A 17,720-nucleotide genomic window follows, 5' to 3' on the forward strand; every position below is an offset into this window, starting at 1 on the left:
CTGAAACTTATAAAAGTTAGGAAAGTTCCGGTTTTTCGGCGAGAACTATCCGGGGAATGCCCTCACGCGCCACCGCATCGAGGAAACGCTCGGTAATTGTTGCCTGCAGATTCTCAACCACATGGGTCGGACAGAACAGCAGGATATGAAACTGCAGCTTACCGAGATCAGTCGTCGTGATTGTCACTTCCGGATCCGGCCCCGGCAAATCCACCGCCAGTTTGCGCTCTATCAACGCATTATATCGGCTGGCCACATCGTGATAGCGTGAACAAAGCTCAGCCGCCTGGGTCAGCAGAAATTCCCGCGCCGCCGCAATATCCAGCCCCGGCTCAACCGTGATCCGGAAGCGATGAACTGCATAGTTCTTGCCGAATGTTTCATTGATCACCTGATGGGTGACGTACCAGGCATTCGGAATGATTGTTGTGCGCCCGGTATAGTCGCGGCCAAATTCGCGCTCATCGAGTTCCAGCAAGGTCGTGGTCAGCGGCGTGAAATCCACCACCTCACCGCGCACGCCATTTACCTCGATCCAGTCACCGACACTGAAACTGCGACTGCCGGTCCGGACAAGAAAACCAGCCAGACAGATCAGCAGCTCCTTGGTCGCGATCACAACCGCAACGATCACAGCAGTCAGCGACAGGGCCGCATTCTGAATCTGGGTAAGCCAGATCAGGCCGATACCGACCACAAAAAATACATGGCTTGCCGTACGCACATAAAACAGCCGCTGGCGCTGGGCATCACTCAGCAACGCGCTGTCCCGACGCACCCATCTGGTCAGTCCCCAGCGCATTGCCAGAATGCCAGCGACAAGCACAAGCGTCAGCACAAGCCGTATCATCACAGGTTCATCAAACATGGAAACCCTTGGTCAAATTCGCATGGTAACAGAATGATAACGGCGGATCAGACCGGATTGAGACGCGCGAGGAACCAGTTGAGCAACCGCTCCCACATGGCATCCTTCATCACCAGACCCTCGATATGATGATCCATGTTCGGGTTGTCGTTGATCTCGATGATAAACACACCGTGCTCGTTCTGCTTGAGATCGACACCATAGAGACCGCTGCCGATCAGGCTTGCCGCCTTGACCGCAACATCAACCACATCTGACGGGGCCTGATCAACCGCTACACAGTCAAAACCACCCTCGATTGCCCGACCATCCGCCTCATGCTTGACGATCTGCCAGTGCGCTTTCGCCATCATGTATTTACAAACAAACAGCGGTTCGCCGTCTAGCACCCCGACCCGCCAGTCGTAATCTGTCGGCATGAACTCCTGCAGCAGGATCAGGTCGGTTTCCTTGAACAGCTCCGCCGCCCGGCGTTTCAGATCATCCCGGTCCCTGACCTTGTGCACCCCGCGTGAGAATGACCCGTCGGGGATTTTCACCACCATCGGATAATCGAGCACCTGCTCGGCTTTCACCAGATCGTCACGCTCACCCAGCACCAGCGATTTCGGCATCGGCAGGTTGTTGGATTCCAGCAATTCCTTCAGATACACCTTGTTGGTACAGCGGATCATCGACATCGTGTCGTCGATCACCGGCATGCCCTCCTGCTCGGCCCGCCGGGCAAAGCGATAGGTGTGATTGTCGATCGAGGTGGTCTCGCGGATCCACAAGCCGTCAAATTCCGCCAGCCGGTCGAGATCATTGGCGCCGATCGGCTCAATCTCGATACCCATCTTCGCCCCGACCTTGGCCAGCTTCTGCAGTGACTTGGCCGTGGTCGGTGGCATTGCCTCCTTCGGATTATGCAGCACGGCAAGGCTGTAACGCAGGGTCGAGCGCGCCTTTTGGTCCGCCCAGCGGCGTTTGGTATGCTCCTGCAGCGCTGCCAGAAACGCGGTGCGCTGCCCATCGGACAGGCGATTGATCGCAACCGGCTTGATCTTGTCGATCGTATTGTCGGCAAGATTGATCCGCACCTGCATAATCGGCGTGCGGAACCAGTCGAACAGCAAGCGGCCAAAGCGCTCGAAGCCCGGCTCATCGACCTTGCCGAAACAGACCGTGAGCTGCTCCGGGCCGTTATTGCCCGACTTCTCCAGCACCTTTTTCAGCATCGCCTCAAGCTCGGGCAGGGCCGTGGAATACAGCCCCTTGCGCGACAGCTCGAGCATGGTCTGCACCACCGGTACAACCCGGTGACCACGCGCCTCCGCCAGCAACGAGGCATAGTATCCGGCACTCTGGTAATTATAGGACCGGGCCAGATTGATGATGTTCGGACGCAGGTTGTCACCACCGTCATTGAACAGCTGCGGGTTGGCGAGGTAGTCCCGCACCGACATCACTTTATGGGGGGTATCGCCCTGCGCCAGATCACGCGCATGGTCTACAAGGATAAGCCAGCCACTCACTGCCTGTTTTACGCTTTCTTCTGATGCTCTGAACCGGCAGCCTCAACGATCAGGGCGGCACGGAAATTGTTTCGCCCATATCGTGTCAAACGGTCGTATTCGTCAAATGGTATTGGCAGGGCAGCCCCATGAAAAATATCCTCGGGCAACTCCTTCAATTCGATCCATGGATCATGGATATAAAAACGGTCGTCATCATGGCCATAAACCGTGACCCAGTGCGGCACCGCCGTGCCGGTCAGCCGGTAGTGACTGAGCAGCACAACCGCAACGGCACCGCGATCCAGTGCCTCGATCAGCTCCTGCCGACCGAGGGCGGTATCCGAAACCGCAACACCGAGTTCCTCAGCCGCCCTGGCATAATCCGCCTGCACCAGCATCATGACCGCACGCTTGGCATCGCTGCGGACACTGTCGAGGAAATGCGGCCCCGGTTCGCTCCGATGCACCGCCACCCGGAACCCGCGCCGGGCCATGACATTGGCGAGACCGAGCGGTTCGCACCCGCCGAGACCGCGCAACATGTAGATAGTCGTCGCCTCACGCCAGAGCGCCAGTTCCGATGTCCGGTCCAGTGATACCGTCTGGTCGAGACCGTTCATCGCCATCATCACCGCCGCCGGGCCACAGGTGAAATCCGTGGTCTGGGCATAATAGGTCAGCCGGCGCAGATCAGCGGGCGGCTCACCGCTCAGCCATTTCTGGAACCGGAAAGCAGTCGCGCCATCCTCGTAATAATCCTTGATCCGCCCGAACTCGCGGTACTCCAGCCGCCGGTAGAAATCCTGCGCCTTCGGATTGTCCTCACGCACCTCAAGCCGCAAGACACTGGCCGCGCGCTCATAGGCGGCGTCTTCTGCCGCTGCCATCAGACCGGCACCCAGCCCCATACCACGCACGGCAGCCGTGACCGCGAGCGAATACAGTCGCGCGACACTGGTGCCCCGGCGATAGAGGATCAGCGCATAGCCCGCGAGCGCACCCGCATGGTCGATCACCAGCAGGTCATCGCTGTCGCTTTTTAAAAACTGTCGAAAACTGCGCCGGGAAATAAGATCGGTCTCGAAACACTCGGCTTCGATCCGGCACAGGGCATCGAGATCATCAATGGTCGCAGCCCTGATCACAGGCCCAGCCTCAATCACTGGCCCTGCCTGAACGGCAGCCTCGGCACGCTTTGGAAACCCGGACATTGTCTTTGAAAAATCCAGAGGAAACACACATATAGCCCCATTATACAGTGGTTTCCGGCCGGCGCATAATGCTGCTGCAACAGGGGTCATCAGCATGTTTTGCATGTGTCGCGGAATGTGCTATTGCGGGCCATATGCACTGGCTGCCGACCAACCATGCAGAAGCGATGATTGTTAAATTCGCAGCAGAAACTTGCTTTCCTGCGCCTGACATGGTTAAAACCGCGCCCAGTTGCCGCTCGCCGCGCCGATGAAGGTTTGTTGTAACCAAGTCGAAGAGGCGCTGAGCGGGCTGAAAACAAAGCATTCAACACATATCGACCATAGTTAAGGATCGACGGAAAATCATGGCCGTTAAAATTCGTCTAGCGCGCGGTGGCGCCAAAAAACGCCCGTTTTACTCAATCGTAGTGGCTGACATCCGTTCACCACGTGACGGTAAGTTCATTGAGAAAATCGGCACCTTCAATCCGCTTCTGTCGGATGATCACCCTGAGAAACTGGTTCTCAAGGAAGATCGTGCGAAACATTGGATCGGCACCGGCGCCAAGCCAACCGATCGTGTTGCCAAGCTGATGGCCAAACTCGGCCTCGTTGACTCACCGAAGATCAATGAGCAGCCCAAGAAGTCTGCCCCGAAAGCGAAAGCCCAGGAGCGTCTGAAAGAGAAAGCCGAGAAAGAAGCCGCTGCCAAGGAAGCTGCAGAAGCTGCTGCTGCCGAGGCTGCTGAAGCTGAAACCGCTGCTGCTGAAGAGCCAGCCGCAGAAGAAGCACCAGCTGAAGAGGCTCCTGCCGAGGAAGCTGCTGAAGAAGAGAAAGCGTAACCACGCTTCTCCTCTGATACAGGCTGTATCGCTATGGTTGACGATCAGGACCGGCTGGATGATGGCCGCCTGCGGATCGCCAGAATTGTTGGGGTGCACGGGCTCAAAGGGGCCGTGCGCCTCAAGCTTTTTCTGGATGACCCGGCGAGCCTGTATGATTTCGGCGACATTACCGACCGCGATGGCGTTGCCTATGACATCAGCCTCGGGCACCAGCAGAAGGGCCACTGGGTTGCGATGATCGAGGGCGTCACAGACCGTGATGCCGCAGCAGCACTCAACCAGACCGATCTCTATATCAGCGGCGATGCCCGTCCCGATCTGGATGAGGACGAGTTCTACGCTGCCGATCTGATCGGCATGACCGCTGTGACATCCGCCGGGACTGTGTTGGGTACCATTGCCAGCCTTGATGATTATGGCGCGGGACCGCTGATCGAAATCGACCTCAAGGCCGGTGGTGCACCGCTGGTGGTGCCATTCACACAGGCCGTGGTGCCAGTGATTGATACGGAGCAGCGGCGGCTGACGGTCGATCCACCGCCCGGTTATCTCGATGATCCGGGCGCACCCGATACTGGACCGGAAGGCGAAGGCAGCCATGAGTGAACAGCAGGACAAGCCACTGACACCATGGAATGTTACGGTTCTGACCCTGTTTCCGGAGATGTTTCCGGGACCGGTTGGACATTCCTTGGCCGGCAGGGCACTTAATACTGGACGTTGGGCGCTGAAACCGGTAGATATCCGCGCCTACGCGGAAGACAAACATGCAACCGTCGACGACCCGCCCTATGGCGGTGGCGCCGGAATGGTTCTGAAACCTGATGTTGTCGACCGCGCAGTAGCTGACAGCGGACCACATCACCGGCTGATCTACATGTCCCCGCGGGGGCGGTTGCTGGATCAGGAACTGGCGGTGGAGTTGGCGGAAGGCCCCGGTGCCACCATCCTGTGTGGTCGTTATGAAGGGGTTGACCAGCGCGTCCTCGATGCCAACGGTTTCGAGGAAGTATCGGTCGGCGATTACATCGTCTCCGGCGGTGAGATCGCGGCACTGGTCCTGATCGACGCTGTTGTCAGATTGCTGCCTAGTGTCATCGGCAATGCCGAAACACATGGCGAAGAGAGTTTTACCGGCGGGTTGCTTGAATACCCGCACTTTACCCGGCCACCGGTCTGGACCGATCGGCAGGGTATAACCCGGGAAGTCCCGGCAGTGTTGACCTCCGGCCATCATGCCGAAGTTAAACGCTGGCGTCTTTCCGAGGCTGAGGCTATAACGCGCGCAAGACGGCCCGATTTATGGGCAGCCTACAAGGGCGCAACGGATTTGGATTGAAGTAAACGGCCGGAACCAGTGGTTGAGATAACGGACTGGGACGGTTTGGGAAGGATGAAGAAAATGAACGTCATTCAGAAGATTGAAGCAGCAGAAGTCGAGCGTCTGACCGCTGAGCGTACAGTACCGGACTTCGATCCCGGCGATACCGTCCGCGTCAACGTTAAGGTTGTCGAGGGCACCCGTGAGCGTGTGCAGGCCTATGAAGGTGTCTGCATCGCGAAAAAGGGCCAGGGCATCAACGCCTCTTTCACCGTGCGCAAGATTTCCTACGGCGAAGGCGTCGAGCGGGTATTCCCACTCTACTCACCACGTCTTGCCTCTATCGAGGTGATCCGTCGCGGTGATGTGCGTCGTGCGAAACTCTACTACCTGCGCGACCGTCGCGGTAAATCTGCCCGGATCTCCGAGCGTACCACCGGCCACGGCATCGAGCAGCGCGTCAGCAAAAAAGCCAAGAAGGCCGCTAACGCCGAAGGTTAACAGCCACAGGCTGATCTCAGTTTTTAAAAGGGCTGCACCTTACCGGTGCGGCCCTTTTTCTATCCTGCATCCTTCTTCACAAAACCGCTGACCTTGCCGCCAAGCTTGACCAGTGCCTTCAGCACCGGTTTGGGCAGGCGTTTTACCTGGTCGTACCAGCTCGCCATCTGGCCGAGCAGGGTGTCGAGGCCGCGCAGGCGCTGGAGCACCTGTTTGTCGGCCTTGCCCTCGGCCTCGATTTCGGCGACGGCGGATTGCAGCATGGCCATGGCGGGGTCGATCTCGCGCTGTTTCCGCGCCTCGGACAGGCGCATCATCACTTCCCACGGATCGGTTTCGGCAGCGTAGAAGTCGCGCCGGTCGCCCTTCACCGGCTCCGGGCGGATCAGTTGGTAACTCAGCAGTTCCTTGATGCTGTTGCTGACATTGGAGCGCGCGAGGTTCAGGTCACCGGCGATCTGTTCCGCCGTCACCGGGTCGATCGCCAGAAACATATAGGCATGGATCTGGGCGACGGAGCGGTTGACGCCCCAGCGCGATCCCATCTCGCCCCATTGCAGGATAAATCGCTCGGTTGCCGGGGTCATATCGCCATGCCTTTCCATCACATATTTCTGTCTGAACAGAATTTAGAGCATGTTACGCACCAGCCCAAGTGTCATTCCAGCGCAAGCTGGAATCCCGGTGCATAAGGCGGACAGATTCCTGCTTTTGCAGGAATGACGGCACCGTTGGCTGGTTCATGGCTGCCGTGACCATGCAAACACTTGCAAAACCGGGCCGGGGAATGATTTAAAGTAGACCAATTCTAAAAACATCATCGACCGAGAGTTGAAGCCATGGGTCAGCCACGCACGCTGTATGAAAAAATCTGGGATTTGCACGTCGTCAACCAACAGGAAGACGGCACCTGCGTGCTCTATGTTGATCGGCACCTCGTCCATGAAGTGACCAGCCCGCAGGCTTTTGAAGGCCTGCGCATGACCAAGCGTCAGGTCCGCCGTCCGGATGCCACGCTCGCCGTGGTCGATCACAATATCCCGACCGAAAACCGTGCTGGCGGCATCAGTGACCCGGAGAGCAAGCTGCAGGTCGAAACCCTCGAGCAGAACACCAAAGAGTTCGGCATCCAGTATTTCGGCATCAATGACAAGCGGCAGGGCATCGTCCACATCATCGGGCCGGAGCAGGGCATGACCCAGCCGGGCATGACCATCGTCTGCGGTGACAGCCATACCTCAACCCATGGTGCCTTCGGCGCTTTGGCCTTCGGTATCGGCACGTCAGAGGTCGAGCACGTGCTCGCGACCCAGACCCTGCTGATGAAGAAATCCAAGAACATGCGCATCACCGTCGATGGCGAACTGCCGCTCGGTGTGACCGCCAAGGACATGATCCTCGCCATCATCGGCAAGATCGGCACTGCCGGTGGTACCGGCCATGTGATCGAATATGCCGGTGAGGCCGTGCGCAAGCTGTCCATGGAAGGTCGCATGACCATGTGCAACATGTCGATCGAGGGCGGTGCCCGTGCCGGTCTGATCGCGCCGGACGCGACCACCTTTGAGTATATGCGCGGTCGTCCGATGGCCCCGCAGGCCGAGCATTTCGACAAGGCTGTCGAATTCTGGAGCAGCCTGACCTCCGACGAGGGCGCCACCTATGACAAGGAAGTGGTGCTGAAGGCCGAGGATATTCCACCGACCATCACCTGGGGCACCAGCCCACAGGATACCGCGCCGATCACCGACCACGTGCCGAACCCGGATGATTTCGAGGCCGGTCGCCGTGATGCGGTCAAACGCTCCCTCGACTATATGGGCCTGACCGCTGGTACCAAGCTGACCGATATTCCGGTCGACAAGGTGTTCATCGGTTCCTGCACCAATGGCCGGATCGAGGATCTGCGCGCGGTTGCTGCCGTGGTCAAGGGCCGCAAGGTCGCCGAGAGCGTCTATGCCATGGTTGTGCCCGGCTCCGGTCTGGTCAAGGAACAGGCCGAGCGTGAGGGTCTGGACAAGATCCTGATCGAAGCCGGTTTCGACTGGCGTGAGCCCGGCTGCTCCATGTGCCTGGCCATGAATGCCGACAAGCTCGAGCCCGGCGAACGCTGCGCCTCCACCTCGAACCGCAATTTCGAAGGCCGTCAGGGCCGTGGTGGCCGCACCCATCTGATGAGCCCGGCCATGGCCGCCGCCGCCGCCATCACCGGCAAACTCACCGACATCCGTGACCTCGACGGCGCTCTCGAAAGCCTCACCCCCGAACACGCAGCGGCGTAGGCTGGTAACAACAAGACCGGATCGCTAAAATACCCGCCGACCATATGTCTGGCGGGTATTTTATTTGGGAAACCAGCCCTTTATGAAAACTGTATTCCGCATATCCATCGGCATCCTTGCCATTGCGACCATTGCCATAACACTCCATGCGGCGGGTTTGCTGAAACAAAGAACAATCACCCAGAATTCTGAAACAAGCATTCCACCTGCAAGCCAGACCAAAGGCAAGCCCTCCGGTTATGTTAACTGGGTTGATGATCAACCCTCACCGCTCATCAGGCTGACGACCGAACCGCAAGCTGTGTTTGAACTGGCCTTGTCCAATCAAGGCGATGCGGTGATCGGCTTGCAACCCGATGATGTCCAGCTTGAAACAGCGTCGTCGGACAGTTGGAAAATTCTGCCGGACAGCGCCTGTTTTTCTGTACAGCTGGCACCGGATGATAGCTGCACAGTCCGGATATCTTTCCAGCCAACAGCTGATGGTCGCCATCATGCCAGCATAAGACTGCCTGCCTATCCCTTCCCGAGAGGCAATTTCTGGGGCTATGCCGCAAAGGAACTGAGAGGCTACAGCAGTTACCATGGCAGCCGAATGCCCGCAGGGGTTGAAGCATTAGGCGCCCCCTGCCCTGCCGACGGCGCAGCGGGGGAATATATCTTCGGCCTGAACCGGGACCGCCAATCAGGACCGGAGGCATTCAGGCTGGTGAGCTTTTCCTGTCCCGCATGGAAAGCATTTCGCGAGACGGATCGCATCTGCTCCGAAAGCCCGAAGGCACAGACATCGGATGGCATAACAAAAACTTATACGGCACCGGCGCAGTCTGGCCCCTGGAGCCACAAAATGGATGGCAATCTGCCCCCTTCAGCGGTGCTCAACTGCAGGAACGGTCTTGTTGAGTGGGCTGCACAAGCCCAATGGTAAGGGGCAGCATCAAGAATCCAATAAGGCCCGGCCCCTGACAACTTAGGCCATCAACCGGTTTGGTACAGAGGGTGCCGGTGTTGATGGGGTGGGGCGCTGGCGTTTTGCCCGCCAACCGGCGAGACGTTCGGGGTTGGCTATTGCTGTTGGAGCGCCGGATACCGCGTGGTCGGCGAGGGTGTTCATGGCAGCCTGATCGCGGATGCCGGCGGTGGCGAGCACATGGGATATGTCCTTACCGCCATTAGCACCCATGAGGTCGGCTGTTACCGCCCGGCGCTGATCCGGTGGCATGCCGGTCATGGTATCGGCCAGCCCCTTGCCGAGGAAATATTCGGTCGGGCGGCCATGCACCGTCTTCTTCGGATCACCCGCCGCCAAGCGCGCCTTGAAATCATGGCGATGGCGATCGTCATCGGCCTGCGCCAGACCCTTCGCCGCCGCCGCCAGTGCCGGGTCAGCCCCCTGTCGCTGCAAATGGTTCAACACCAGATGCTGCACGGTATAGGCCTGCACCTCGGCCATCTGGCTGCGATTGTCGCGGTAGCTGAAGTGATTTTCCCGCTGCATGTCGTCGGCCAGCGCGTGGCCCAGCTCATGGGCCATCATCACCGTCGCGAACACCGTGCCATCATGGTCGTAATCGATCTTCACCTTGCTGGTCGGATTGTCATCACGCGGGAAGGTTTTGCGCAGCTTTTGCAGCCGCTCCTTGCCGACATTATCCTCGGTCAGGCGCATATCATCATCCGGTTTGAGCTTGAGAGTTGCAGGGCGCACCCGCATCATCATCGCCTGTCCCGGTGGCACCGAGCGGATTGTCATGCGTGACCGGTTATTGAGGATCGCCCCGGCCCGTTTGGCGAGCGCCGGATCGAACTCCTGCAGTGCCTCGATAATCTGCTGCTTGCTGTCGGCGACGGACACGCGCGGGTCACGGAATGCCGGCAGCGGCGCACGCGCCTTCTCCGCATGGATCGGATCAGCATCAGCGCCGGGCAGTGCCCGCTCAACCGCGCTGCGGATGCCATTAATCACCGCATCGGGCTTGCGCGGGTCCTTGCGCGCAATCACCGGCCCCTCCCCGGAACCGGCATATCTGATCGACTGAAGGTCAAGCGTCATGACCAAAAGCCTATACCGGATTGCGCCCCACGCCTAATGACAGAGTCATGACAATCGGGAGCGGTTTTCCCCCAACCCCATGCCGCCAGAAGCATTGCATCCGGATTTTTTCTGGGCTTGTTGGCGTATTAACTATATGCTGTACGCAATCAAGGGGGCAGAAATGGCAAAACCGCGCAGTATGGGTGACAAGGCAACCGAGGTTGCACTGGATGTTGCCGGAACCGTTGATCCAACCGGTATTGTTGATACTGCCCATGCCGCCAAACTGGCAAGCGAGGGACGTTATACCGATGCGGCTATTACGGCTGCAGGCGTTGTGCCCGGTGTTGGTGATGCCGCCAAGATCGCCAAATATGCCCGCATGGTGCCCGGTTCGGACAAGGTTGCCGACCGCATTGATGGACATGTGGGCAAGGGCATCAAGCAGGCACAGGAGCATGGCCATAATCTGGTGAAGCCCGGCGGCGTTGCCGGTTGGCGTGCCCAACGTGAGGCCAAGGCCGCGGTAGCAGCGAGTGCTGGCGGCCCCGCGCCGAAACAGACCAGCACCATGCCTATTCGCCCGATGTAACGGCATCACAGACCTGATTTAATCGGTTCTCTACGCCCTTCCTGAAGGATTCATGAGCCGGGTTTGAGCAACTCGATTACCGCCTCGGCATTCCGGTCCGGCGGAAAGACCGGATAGAGGCACTGCTCGATCCGGCCATCGCGAATGATCAGCGACAGACGCTTGATCAGTGTCTGTACCGTGCCGTTGATCTCGTGACTGAAGGTCGGCAGGCGCAGGGCGGTCGAGAGTACCAGCGCCTCATCCGACAGCAGGGCAAAGGGCAGGTGCAGCCGCTCCACCGCCGCCTGCTGATACGCCGTATCCTGCGTCGACAGACCAAACAGATGATCGACACCTAGTGCCTGCAGCTCTGCATGGTGATCGCGGAAAGCGCAGGATTGCGGGGTACAGCCACGGGCACCCGGCACCGCATCCCAACCGGCAGGCACGCTCTGCCCCGGCTCACCGGTACGCGGATAGGCGTAGACAACCGTGAGGCCAGACAGCGTCGACAGGTCCACCGCCTCACCCGATGTCGCCATCAACGGCACCGACGGCAGCGTCATCCCGGCGAGATGCGCGGTCGCCCCGTCATCTTCCGGTGCCGGTATCGCCGACCAGTCAACCGATTGCAGATTGCTCATTTTCCATCCCTCCCGATAACACCCGGATTTCGACCACAGGCACGATCCGGTATTATAATAAATCGCAACCTGCAGGCTGTATCAGACGTTACTGTTTTACAAGCCTGGAACTGAACCGGACTGAACATCAGCCATGCCCTGCAAGAGCATCCGTTACTGCGCCTTCCTTATCCTGTTACTGACCACCCTGTCGATACTGCCGGTATCGCCTGTTCCGGCACAGGAAGTCACACCCAATACCTCACCGATAGCCGCCGGTGCCGATACCGTCAGCGATGCCCGGATCGAGGCCCGCATTGACGCCATCTTCAGCCAGATTGAGGCGCTCGACCAGATCACGGTCAATGTGGATGCCGGTGTCGTCACCCTGAGCGGTTCGACCATGGATCAGGCTGCTGCCGAACGCGCCGTTGAACTCGTCAACCGTGTCGAGGGCGTGGTGACGGTCGAGAGCAATATCGAACGCGATCTGTCGGTGGAACGTCGCCTCAACCCGATCATCGGCCAGACCCAGAGCCTGACCAGCGACGCCATCAGCCTGCTGCCATTGCTGGCACTGGCAGTCGTGGTCTTTGCCGCCGCCATGCTGATCGGGCGCTGGATTGCCGGTTGGGATACGCTCTGGACGCGCATCACGCCCAACGCCTTCATTGCCGATCTGGTCCGGTCCAGCATCCGCATACTGGCGTTTATTATCGGTGTCGTCGGGGCGCTGGCCCTGCTTGATGCCACAGCCTTCCTCGGCGCGTTTCTGGGTGCCGCCGGGTTTATCGGGCTGGCGGTCGGCTTTGCCGTGCGCGATACGATCGAGAACTATATCGCCTCGATCATGCTTAGCATCCGCCAGCCGTTCCGGCCCAATGACCATGTTGTGATTGATGACAAGGAAGGCCGGGTGCTGCGCCTGACCTCGCGCGCCACCATCCTGATGACCCTTGATGGCAATCACCTGCGCATCCCCAACGCCACTGTGTTCAAGGCGGTGATCCTGAACTATACCCGCAATCCGAAACGGCGCTTTGATTTCGAGCTTGGCGTCGATGCCGATGATGATCCGCTGGCAGCCATCGAAACCGGTCTTGCCACCCTCAAATCCCATGACTTCGTGCTGGATGATCCGGCTCCGTTTGCCTGTATCCAGCAGGTCGGGGACAGCAATATCGTCATCCTCTATGCCGGTTGGGTGGATCAGGAGAAGACCAGCTATATGCAGGCGCGCTCGGTCGCACTGGCCAGTGTCAAAACCGCGCTTGAGGCGGCGGGCTTTGCCCTGCCAGAGCCGATCTACCGCCTGCGCTTCGACAACGGTGCGGCGATGAATATCAGCGAAGCCACGTCACAACCGGCTGCGGAGACGGCACCCCCGAAACCGACATCGCGCCCTCAGGCCGATATCAGCACCATGCAGCCGGAAGAAGACATCGAACGGCAGGTCGATGCCGAGCGCCGTAGCGATGGCAATGAAGAAGACCTGTTAAGCAAACAGGCTCCGATCGAATAGGCGCTGCTTATGCCGGTTTGTTATCCAGCACCCGAATGATGGCGAAACCGTCATGGCTCTTGGCACCGACCTGTTGCAGGGCGATGGCCTCGACCCGTTTTTCCTGTGCCAGCGTCTGGTTGAACGCGCTGACCGACCGGGCATTGACCCGCTCGATCCGCTCCGGCACCGCCTCCGGGTCGAGCACCCGACCGCTGCGGATGACATTATCCGCAATGATCAGGCCACCGGGGCGGCTCAACCGGATCGCGTGCTCCAGATAGATGTTGTAGCTCGGCTTGTCGGCATCGATGAAGATCATGTCGAACGGTGCCTGATCCTGCAGGGTCGGCAGGGTCTGTTCCGCCGGGCCGACGATACAGCTGATCCGGTCAGCAACCCCGGCGAGTTCAAAATGCTTCTCCGCCAGATAAGCCTGTGACTGGTGCAGTTCGAGCGTCGTCACATGGCCGTTCTCTGCAACACCGCGGGCGAGCCAGATCGTGCTGAACCCGGCCAGCGTGCCGATTTCGAGGATCTTCTGCGCACCGATCAGCCGGGCCATGAGCATCAGGAACTTGCCCTGCACGGCAGAGACATGGATTTCCGGCAGGCCCGCCGCGCGGCTGTTCTCAACCACCTGATCGAGTATCGGATCATCGCCGATGAACAGCCCTTCGATATAGTCGTCAACCGCGCCAAATATGCTCATATCGCTCATGTGATTTCCTGTGACCGGCTGTCTCCGGTACGCTCTGTTCCAGTGTCGGAGGATTATTGTTCCCATGGCGATAAACTGGAAACTGATGGATGCCAAGACCGAATGGGCCGATGAAGGCCGATTGCTGGTCGAGCTGCCCGAGGATGAGGCCGCCACCATCGCCCGTGACAAGCCGCGCGTGCCGCCGGGACAGAACCTGACCAACGGCTTCCCGGTCCTCAGCATCGGCGACAATCCCCTGATCCGCACCCGCGACTGGCAACTGGTGCTCGGCGGCCATGTGGAACGGCGCATCCACTGGGACTGGCAGGATTTTCAGAGCGCGCCCCAGACCGAGTTCAAGACCGATATTCACTGCGTCACCGGCTGGTCAAAGCTGGATACAGTCTGGCAAGGCGTTTCGACGCGCGAGATCATCCGATCGGTCCGGCCGCTGCATACGGCGAAATTCGTCACCCTGCGATCCTATGACGGTTATGCCACCTCGCTCGACATGGCCGACTTCGCCCATGAGGATGCGTTTCTGGCGAGCCATTATGATGGCAAGCCGCTGGACCGTGCCCATGGCGGGCCGATGCGGCTGATCGTGCCGCATCTTTATCTCTGGAAGAGTGCCAAATGGCTGCGCCAGATCTGGTTCACCGACAAGGAACACCGCGGCACCTGGGAGGCCCGCGGCTATCACCGCCGGGGCGATCCGTGGAAGCAGGAACGCTATGAATAGCGCGCAGGTCAGCCGCGTGAATTGCGCTAAATTCCCGAAATGCCTTGCACTTTCATAACGTACATGATGTATACACCCAATCGACGCCGCGCGTAGAGAGCGATTGATCCCGGATAACCGGCATCCCACGCTAGCGGCAGCCCTGAGCCAGGCACTGTAAACAACCGGCTTGTTTTACGGCAGCTGTCCTGCGCCATGCTCCCATATTGATCGATTTTTCGACACGGGATTCCGATGCCTTTTTCAAGGCCGGTTGATCCCGGCGGCATGATGTTGCGCGTCGACGACCCTTATTTTACAGAAAGTCACTTACGTTGACCAAATTCTCCGAACTCGGCCTGGCCGAGCCAATCCAACAGGCGATTGCCGATACCGGCTATACCGCCCCAACCCCAATTCAGGCCGGTGTGATCCCGGCCATGCTCGACGGCAAGGATATCGTCGGCATTGCCCAGACCGGCACCGGCAAGACCGCAGCCTTCGTGCTGCCGGTCCTCAACAAGCTGGTAAATGACGACCACAAGGTCGGCGCGCGCCGGGTCAAGACCCTGATGCTGGTCCCGACCCGTGAACTGGCGACCCAGATTGCCGATGGCCTTAAAACCTATGGCAAGAAGGTCTCCTTCAACTCCACCGTTGTTGTCGGTGGCGTGAAGCCGGGCGGCCAGCTGAAAGCACTCGCCAATGGCCTCGACATCGTCATCGCCACACCGGGCCGTCTGCTCGACCACCTGAATACCGGTGCCGTGCGCCTCGACAAGACCACGACCATCATCCTTGATGAGGCGGATCAGATGCTGGACCTCGGCTTCATGCCGGCGATCCGCAAGATCATGGCCAAACTGCCAAACACTCGCCAGACCGCGATGCTGTCGGCCACCATGCCGGCCCAGATCCGCAAGCTGGCCGAGGACTTCCTGCACAATCCGGTTGAGGTTTCCGTCGCTCCGGCTTCCAAGCCGATCGAAAAGATTGATCAGTCAGTCTGCATGATCCCGCAGAATGCCAAACGCGCGGTTCTGGTCCAGTTGCTCGCCGATCGTGAGGTCGAGCGCGCCATTGTCTTCACCCGCACCAAGCACGGTGCCGACCGGGTGGTCAAACATCTCGACAAGGCCGGGCTGATGTCGGCTGCCATTCATGGTAACAAGAGCCAGAACAACCGTCAGAAAACCCTCAAGGCGTTCCGTAACGGCCAGATGCCCATTCTGGTTGCCACCGATGTTGCCGCGCGCGGTATCGACATCGACGATGTCAGCCACGTGATCAATTACGAGCTGCCGAACGTGTCGGAATCTTACGTCCACCGCATCGGTCGTACCGCCCGCGCCGGACGCAGCGGCGTCGCCATCGCGCTCTGTGATCCGTCCGAGCGCAAATATCTGCGCGACATCGAGCGCCTGACCAAGGTCAAGCTGCGGGTGCGCGATGTCTCGGTCGAGGATGCGCTCGAAGCCGAGCAGGCAGCACAGGCGATGGCAGCATCAAGCCGCCCGGCTGGCCGTGAGGTCGAGGTGGAACAGGATGAGGACGAACAGCGCGAATACCGCCAGCGTCGCCCGAACAACAATAATAAGCGCCGCCAGTCATCAGGCCAGAAACCCGGCCAGAAGCAGGGCGGCAAACCGAACCGTCAGCAAGACCGTAATCAGGATCGGCGCCGGGCGGATAGTCGCTCCGATGGCCGCCCCGATAGCCGATCTGGCAACCGCACGGATAACCGATCCGACAACCGTTCCGGCAAGCCGGCGAAAAAGCGCGAGGAAGGTGCCGATAACAAGCGCCGGAACAGCGCGCCGAGCGGGGACAAGCCAGCGCGGGCCAAAAAGCCACATTACGCCGATCGCACCCAACAGCGGCGCAATCGCAAGCAACGCAACCAGCAGCCCGGCGGTAATGACAACCGCCAGCGCCAACGGCAGGCAGGCTGATTGAGCAACACCAAACCGGTCGGGAAAATAAAAAGCCCCGACCGGTTTTTTTATTTGTAGATATTAAAATTATTGCCGCCGCACAGCGCCGCAACCGCTACCCGCCTGATCAGCCGAAGCCGCGCACCGGGGCTGGTTTTGCGGCATCGGACTGGTCGGCAAATGCCGGTGGCTCACCACAACGCAGATCGGCGGGCACAACCCGCTGACCGGGACGCTGGGTGGTAATCTCGATCCCCTCACCGACAACCGGGCCTTCGATGCTGACCTCGCCATTGCTGATGGTCATGTCGGAACCATAGACACCGCCACCGATCAGGGTCTTGCCGTTGAAGGATGGTACACGGCCACCGTTTTCACGGATCGCCGCGATCGTATCCCGGATATTGTAGATGCCGGTCGTCAGGTTGAAACCACTGATCCCGGTACCGACCCGCAGATTATCGGCGCTGATCATATTGCGCCCGGCATATTCCATGTCACTGTGAAAACCACCGGCGATACAAACATCCTGACCGGTCAGAGCAGAACCGAGCGGTGCCGATCCATGGCTGGAGCCACGCATTCTGGCATTGCCGAGAATATCTATATGGCCGGTGCCGAATGTACCGATCCGACCATCAATCACATCCACATCACCGTGAATTTTGATCCGGCCACTATGGGTGTTGATCTCGTTTATATCGGTTTCCCGGAGATCCTCTGCCGCCCGGGCATTCAGCACAATATTATGGCCGTTCACCGTGCCGATAACCTCGATATTCGGGGCATTCAGCTGGATTTGCGTACCGGTACCATTGATATCGCCATAGACGCGGATCGTGCCCTCGGATGTGAACTCGCCGCCTTTACTGACCAGATCACCACCGATCTGCAGCGTATCACCATCCCAGAGGTAACTCATGGGACCGACAGGAGCTGGAGCAGCCTGTGCCAGCACCAGTGCCGGCGAGCGTGCCGAAGTCATGTCGTCCGGCCCCGGCTCGGCACCCGCTGGTCCCGATGGCAGAATGGTGGCCAGCGCCAGTGCGGCGAGGCCAAAACGACGGCTGCGTGATGATGATGCTTGCGCCATAACGGCGACCCACCCTGATATTTATCCCTG

18 protein-coding genes are annotated in these 17,720 nt (G+C 59.3%); 10 read left to right on the forward strand and 8 right to left on the reverse strand.

The annotated features are described in order from the left end of the window. Positions 1–16: 16 nt before the first annotated feature. From CBB62_00910 to CBB62_00920, 3 genes are read right to left on the reverse strand one after another with little or no spacing between them, the layout of a single operon-like run. Positions 17–868: a hypothetical protein gene (locus CBB62_00910; protein ID OUT40963.1), complete on the reverse strand. Its 852-nt coding sequence runs from the start codon at positions 866–868 to the stop codon at positions 17–19. Between the two features lie 47 nt (positions 869–915). Continuing rightward, complete coding sequence (locus tag CBB62_00915) at positions 916–2,382, reverse strand: carboxylate--amine ligase (protein ID OUT40964.1); 1,467 nt, start codon at positions 2,380–2,382, stop codon at positions 916–918. Between the two features lie 8 nt (positions 2,383–2,390). Beyond that, positions 2,391–3,680, reverse strand: a complete 1,290-nt coding sequence (locus tag CBB62_00920; protein ID OUT40965.1) for a hypothetical protein — start codon at positions 3,678–3,680, stop codon at positions 2,391–2,393. A gap of 242 nt (positions 3,681–3,922) precedes the next feature. On the opposite strand from CBB62_00920, the gene CBB62_00925 reads away from it, so the two are divergent. The 4 genes from CBB62_00925 (at position 3,923) to CBB62_00940 (ending at position 6,224) form a co-directional block, all read left to right on the forward strand. Next, complete coding sequence (locus CBB62_00925; protein ID OUT40966.1) at positions 3,923–4,399, forward strand: 30S ribosomal protein S16; 477 nt, start codon at positions 3,923–3,925, stop codon at positions 4,397–4,399. A gap of 33 nt (positions 4,400–4,432) precedes the next feature. Then, positions 4,433–5,008 carry a 16S rRNA processing protein RimM gene (locus tag CBB62_00930; GenBank protein ID OUT40967.1) on the forward strand — a complete coding sequence of 192 codons (576 nt, stop codon included), beginning with the start codon at positions 4,433–4,435 and terminating at the stop codon, positions 5,006–5,008. Beyond that, on the forward strand, positions 5,001–5,741 hold the full coding sequence (locus tag CBB62_00935; GenBank protein ID OUT40968.1) for a tRNA (guanosine(37)-N1)-methyltransferase TrmD: 741 nt from the start codon (positions 5,001–5,003) through the stop codon (positions 5,739–5,741). The genes CBB62_00930 and CBB62_00935 overlap by 8 nt, the downstream gene beginning before the upstream one ends. A gap of 63 nt (positions 5,742–5,804) precedes the next feature. After that, positions 5,805–6,224: a 50S ribosomal protein L19 gene (locus CBB62_00940; protein ID OUT42568.1), complete on the forward strand. Its 420-nt coding sequence runs from the start codon at positions 5,805–5,807 to the stop codon at positions 6,222–6,224. A 59-nt stretch (positions 6,225–6,283) separates the two neighbouring features. Here the strand turns inward: CBB62_00940 and CBB62_00945 are convergent, their stop codons facing one another. Continuing rightward, positions 6,284–6,829, reverse strand: a complete 546-nt coding sequence (locus CBB62_00945) for an ArsR family transcriptional regulator (protein OUT40969.1) — start codon at positions 6,827–6,829, stop codon at positions 6,284–6,286. A 234-nt stretch (positions 6,830–7,063) separates the two neighbouring features. On the opposite strand from CBB62_00945, the gene CBB62_00950 reads away from it, so the two are divergent. Continuing rightward, positions 7,064–8,506, forward strand: a complete 1,443-nt coding sequence (locus CBB62_00950) for a 3-isopropylmalate dehydratase large subunit (GenBank protein OUT40970.1) — start codon at positions 7,064–7,066, stop codon at positions 8,504–8,506. Between the two features lie 82 nt (positions 8,507–8,588). Next, the gene (locus CBB62_00955) at positions 8,589–9,434 is read left to right on the forward strand and encodes a hypothetical protein (protein ID OUT40971.1); all 846 of its coding nucleotides are present in this window, start codon (positions 8,589–8,591) and stop codon (positions 9,432–9,434) included. Positions 9,435–9,476: 42 nt separating this feature from the next. Here the strand turns inward: CBB62_00955 and CBB62_00960 are convergent, their stop codons facing one another. Next, positions 9,477–10,559 carry a hypothetical protein gene (locus CBB62_00960; GenBank protein ID OUT40972.1) on the reverse strand — a complete coding sequence of 361 codons (1,083 nt, stop codon included), beginning with the start codon at positions 10,557–10,559 and terminating at the stop codon, positions 9,477–9,479. A 136-nt stretch (positions 10,560–10,695) separates the two neighbouring features. Between CBB62_00960 and CBB62_00965 the strand changes: the two genes are divergently transcribed. Continuing rightward, positions 10,696–11,133 carry a hypothetical protein gene (locus CBB62_00965; protein OUT40973.1) on the forward strand — a complete coding sequence of 146 codons (438 nt, stop codon included), beginning with the start codon at positions 10,696–10,698 and terminating at the stop codon, positions 11,131–11,133. Positions 11,134–11,183: 50 nt separating this feature from the next. Here CBB62_00965 and CBB62_00970 read toward each other — a convergent pair whose 3' ends face one another. Continuing rightward, positions 11,184–11,759 carry a peroxiredoxin gene (locus CBB62_00970; GenBank protein OUT40974.1) on the reverse strand — a complete coding sequence of 192 codons (576 nt, stop codon included), beginning with the start codon at positions 11,757–11,759 and terminating at the stop codon, positions 11,184–11,186. 133 nt (positions 11,760–11,892) lie between these two features. On the opposite strand from CBB62_00970, the gene CBB62_00975 reads away from it, so the two are divergent. Then, a complete protein-coding gene (locus CBB62_00975; GenBank protein OUT40975.1) occupies positions 11,893–13,260 on the forward strand; it encodes a hypothetical protein in 1,368 nt (455 codons plus the stop codon). Positions 13,261–13,267: 7 nt separating this feature from the next. Here the strand turns inward: CBB62_00975 and CBB62_00980 are convergent, their stop codons facing one another. Then, positions 13,268–13,960 (reverse strand): hypothetical protein, encoded by a 693-nt coding sequence (locus CBB62_00980; GenBank protein OUT40976.1) that lies wholly within the window; start codon positions 13,958–13,960, stop codon positions 13,268–13,270. A 64-nt stretch (positions 13,961–14,024) separates the two neighbouring features. Between CBB62_00980 and CBB62_00985 the strand changes: the two genes are divergently transcribed. Continuing rightward, on the forward strand, positions 14,025–14,684 hold the full coding sequence (locus CBB62_00985) for a sulfite oxidase-like oxidoreductase (GenBank protein OUT40977.1): 660 nt from the start codon (positions 14,025–14,027) through the stop codon (positions 14,682–14,684). Positions 14,685–14,998: 314 nt separating this feature from the next. Continuing rightward, positions 14,999–16,615 (forward strand): hypothetical protein, encoded by a 1,617-nt coding sequence (locus CBB62_00990; GenBank protein ID OUT40978.1) that lies wholly within the window; start codon positions 14,999–15,001, stop codon positions 16,613–16,615. 109 nt (positions 16,616–16,724) lie between these two features. Here CBB62_00990 and CBB62_00995 read toward each other — a convergent pair whose 3' ends face one another. Further along, complete coding sequence (locus tag CBB62_00995; protein OUT40979.1) at positions 16,725–17,690, reverse strand: hypothetical protein; 966 nt, start codon at positions 17,688–17,690, stop codon at positions 16,725–16,727. Positions 17,691–17,720: the final 30 nt, after the last annotated feature.

It is taken from the genome of Micavibrio sp. TMED2, assembly GCA_002168225.1.
In the GTDB taxonomy this organism is placed as follows: Bacteria; Pseudomonadota; Alphaproteobacteria; order TMED2; family TMED2; genus TMED2.